This is a genomic window from Azospirillum sp. B506 (assembly GCF_000333595.1).
Taxonomy (GTDB): Bacteria; Pseudomonadota; Alphaproteobacteria; order Azospirillales; family Azospirillaceae; genus Azospirillum.
In genome coordinates this window covers 1-3,296 of the sequence record NZ_BADK01001016.1, presented here as the reverse complement: position 1 = coordinate 3,296, position 3,296 = coordinate 1, and the positions used below count along the sequence as shown (strand labels likewise).

Here is a 3,296-nt window from a genome sequence, read left to right as displayed (position 1 = left end):
CGGACGCGCAGATTGGCCAGGCGCCGTCCTTCAGGCTCATGACGCGAGACTCCTCAACCGCCGGCCAGAGCGACCATCAACGTCAGGGTGGCGCCGGCCGGCAGGGCCGCCTCCAACCCACCCAGCCGCCGTANGTCGTCGCGGCCGAGATAGACATTCACGAACCGGCGCAGGTCGCCTTCAGCGGTGAACAGCCGGTCGCGGAAGGCTTCCTGTCCGGCGGTCAGCGCCGACAGCGCCTCGCGCACCGTGGCGCCGGGCACCGTCACCTGATCGCGCCCGCCGACGAAACCACGCAACGGGGTCGGCACGCGGATGGTCACCTCTGCGTTGATCACGTCTGCATCTCCCTTTCCGACACCGAGTCCTCCGACGCCGGCAGGGGAGCCAGCGCCGCTTCCGCCTCCGCCGCCAGCTGGCGGAACAGGTCGCGCACCTGCTTGGCCCGCATCAGGTCGATGCGCAGATCCAGCAGATCCTTGAAGCCATATTCATACGACCAGACATCGGCCGGCGCATCAACCCGGCAGGCGGTGCAGGCGACTTGTTCGGCCAGCAGCTGTTCCACCGACTCCTTCGGCTGGCGGCTGGGATCGCCGAAATGCAGTTCCATCACCCGGTCGATCAGCGCCGCCTCCTCGGCGACGGATTCGTAAAGACCGCGCAGGCGCAGTTCGTTCAGCACCGGCTTGGTCGTGCGTGCCAGGAAGCGGCGCGGGATCAGCCAGAGCCGCATCGCCCGCTCGATGGCCAATTCGGTCATCAGCTCGGAGAATTCGGCATCGGTCAGGTCGTTGCGGCGGCACCAGCCGGCAAGCGCGTCCGGCCCCTTCAGGCCGCGCATGGCGCAGAAACGCTGGGTTTCGGTGCGGACCGCCGCCTCGTCCACGGTGACACCCATCACCTCGGCGAATTGGCGGATCAGCACGCGGCCGAGTGCGGCATTGTTGATCTCGGCAAAGTCCGGCCGGTGCAGGGCGGCGTGCGACGCGATCTCCGACAGCGGCACGCTGTTGCCGCCATGGCTGACGCGGCGGTCGCGTTCGTAGAGGACATCGAAATAGTGGGAGGCATTGAAGTCGAACGGCGCCGGCCGCGGCGGCATGATGAGGCTGGCGAGATGGATCAGCAGCGCCTCCGCATCGCGGCGCTTCTGGTCGACGGCGCCGGTTTCCAGGAAGCGCTCCAGCCGCTCCGTCTCCTGCGGGCTCAATCCGGCTTCGGCGAAGATGCGGTCGCGGGTGCGTTCGGTGAAATAAAGGGCTTTCGCGGCGGCAATCACCCGGTCGTGCGTCGCCGGGTCCACCGCCCCGGCGGCCAAAGCGGCGGCCATGCTGGCGCGCAGATTGACCAGTGGCTCCGACAGTGGAAACCAGCCATCCTCCGGCCCGGCATGAGCCAGCGCCACCTCGTCGTCACCGGTCAGCCGGCCGTCGACATAGCCGCGCGCCACCTCGCCGACCGGAACCATGCCGAAGGGATGGCATTCGGCCGCCCGCAAGGCGCCCATGCTGGACGCACCGTAGACCGCGACGCCCTTGTGCAGGGCATAGAGGATTTCCTTGTGCCAGACCGACAGGGACTGGCCGAACACCCCGTCGATCAGGGCGATCACGTCCGGCCGGTGGATGGTCATGGCGCTGATGACGTCAGCCTGCGCCGCCGGCGGCAGAAAGACCGCATCCGGCAGGAGGGCGCGGGCATCCGCCACCGGCATGGTGGGGCCCAGGAACACACAGATCTTCATGCCACCGATCCCACTTGGCCGATATGGGCCTTCAAGACCTCCGCGAAGGCCAGCGGCCGCGCACCCGGAGTGTAGAAGTCGAACTGGTAGCCTTCCAGCCCCGGAACCAGGACACGGACCACCGGAATGCCGATTTCCGGCAGGGTCAGGTCGAAGACGAGCGCCTGCTCGATCCCGACACGGCGCAGCACCGTCAGCAGGACGGCAATATCGCCTTCGAAGGTCGGTGTGGCGTGGTTCAGATGGCGGCGGCCGTCGGTGTTGACGGGCGTGGCCTCCAGCATCGCGATTTCCGCGCTGCCGTCGGCATTCTGATTGCGGGTCAGGTCACGGCGGAAGAAGTCGTCGCGCGAGCCGGCGATCAGGACCAGACGCGACTGCACCGCCTCGGTCAAGGCGCGGCACATGGCGACCGCCGGTTCCAGATGGCTGCCATAGCCGCGGTGCATGCCGGTCTTGCGCATCTCGCGGTCATAGACGATCGCCATATAGCTCGGCACGCCCATGTCGGTGGTGACGTCGAACAGCAGCGGACGGATGCCCGCCAGATCGAAGCGGTGCAGCAGGTCGCGGACGGTCGGCGCGTCGATGCTGTCCAGGTCGACCCGCGGTGTCGGCAAAGCACATCGTTCGCCGGCATAGCGCCAGCAGGCGACCGAGTCGCGCTCGATCACTTCGTAAAGACCGGCGGCGACCGCTTCCAGGATATGGTTGCCGCTGGCCAGTCCGTTGGTGCCCATCGCATAGAAACTGCGGGCGCCCGGCTTGGTCCCCGGCGGCATGCTGTGCAGCCCGACCGAAGTCCAGGGCGCAGCAACCGGACGGCCACCCATCAAATCCCAACCCCAGGTCCAGATTTCCGGCCGGTCGGGACGGAAGGAACCATGCTTGGTCCCCGGCAGCCGGTCCAGAGGGATGCGCCCATCGGCCGGCAGATCGTTCCATGCCGCTTCGATGTGAGGCAGCCGCAGATGCTCGGCATGGTGGAACTCGATCGCCTCCATAGCGGCCGAGACGGTGGCGGCGGCGAGGCTGAATCCCTTGCCGGCGCTGCCCGACAAGGTCGGACTGTTGGGCCGGTGCCCGATGACCGTGTGGATGCCGAGGCGGTCCAAACCGGTGACATCGGCCAGCCGCGTGATGCCGCAACGGGCGAAATGGGGCGATATGCGTGCCAGCGTCTCTTCCGGCGTCGACGTGCGGTGGGTGCCGATGAAGAAGCGCTTGGCGGCGCGGTGGACGGTGTCGCCCAGGCGGATGCCGGGAAACTCCGGATGGACGGTGTCGGGCGATGCGCTGTCAGCCATTGGATGGGTCAGGACTTGCGGCTCCGGCCGGATCGGGTGGAGGTGGAGTGCCGCCCTGCGCGGCGCGGAAAGCTGGGAGACGAGAACGGGGCCGGCCGCTCCCCGAAGGAAGGCCGGCCCCAAGCCGGGATCACGCCTCGGTCGTCTGATCGTCGCTGCCCGCTGACGGGCTCGGCGAAGCGGATGCCGATGCGGCCGGAGCCGCAGCCGCGGACGTCGCCGAAGCCGAGGTCGCCGAAGCT

General features: G+C 68.1%; 4 protein-coding genes. All 4 read right to left on the bottom strand.

Features of this window, described 5'->3' with window-relative positions; genetic code table 11:
* Positions 1-53: 53 nt before the first annotated feature.
* The gene (locus tag I71_RS31380; RefSeq protein WP_244434169.1) at positions 54-338 is read right to left on the bottom strand and encodes a MoaD/ThiS family protein; all 285 of its coding nucleotides are present in this window, start codon (positions 336-338) and stop codon (positions 54-56) included.
* Positions 335-1,747, bottom strand: a complete 1,413-nt coding sequence (locus tag I71_RS31375; RefSeq protein ID WP_042703571.1) for a TfuA-like protein — start codon at positions 1,745-1,747, stop codon at positions 335-337. Before I71_RS31375 ends, I71_RS31380 begins: the two co-directional genes overlap by 4 nt.
* Positions 1,744-3,054: a YcaO-like family protein gene (locus I71_RS31370; RefSeq protein WP_042703569.1), complete on the bottom strand. Its 1,311-nt coding sequence runs from the start codon at positions 3,052-3,054 to the stop codon at positions 1,744-1,746. Before I71_RS31370 ends, I71_RS31375 begins: the two co-directional genes overlap by 4 nt.
* An 8-nt stretch (positions 3,055-3,062) precedes the next feature.
* Positions 3,063-3,296 (bottom strand): hypothetical protein (locus I71_RS39260; protein WP_042703567.1); only part of this gene is annotated, 234 nt, incomplete at its 5' end.

What these genes read in the sequence shown, in the direction of transcription:
- I71_RS31375 (WP_042703571.1), bottom strand. Translation starts at nt 1,747, where the DNA reads ATGAAGATCTGTGTGTTCCTGGGCCCCACCATGCCGGTGGCGGATGCC.
- I71_RS31370 (WP_042703569.1), bottom strand. Translation starts at nt 3,054, where the DNA reads ATGGCTGACAGCGCATCGCCCGACACCGTCCATCCGGAGTTTCCCGGC.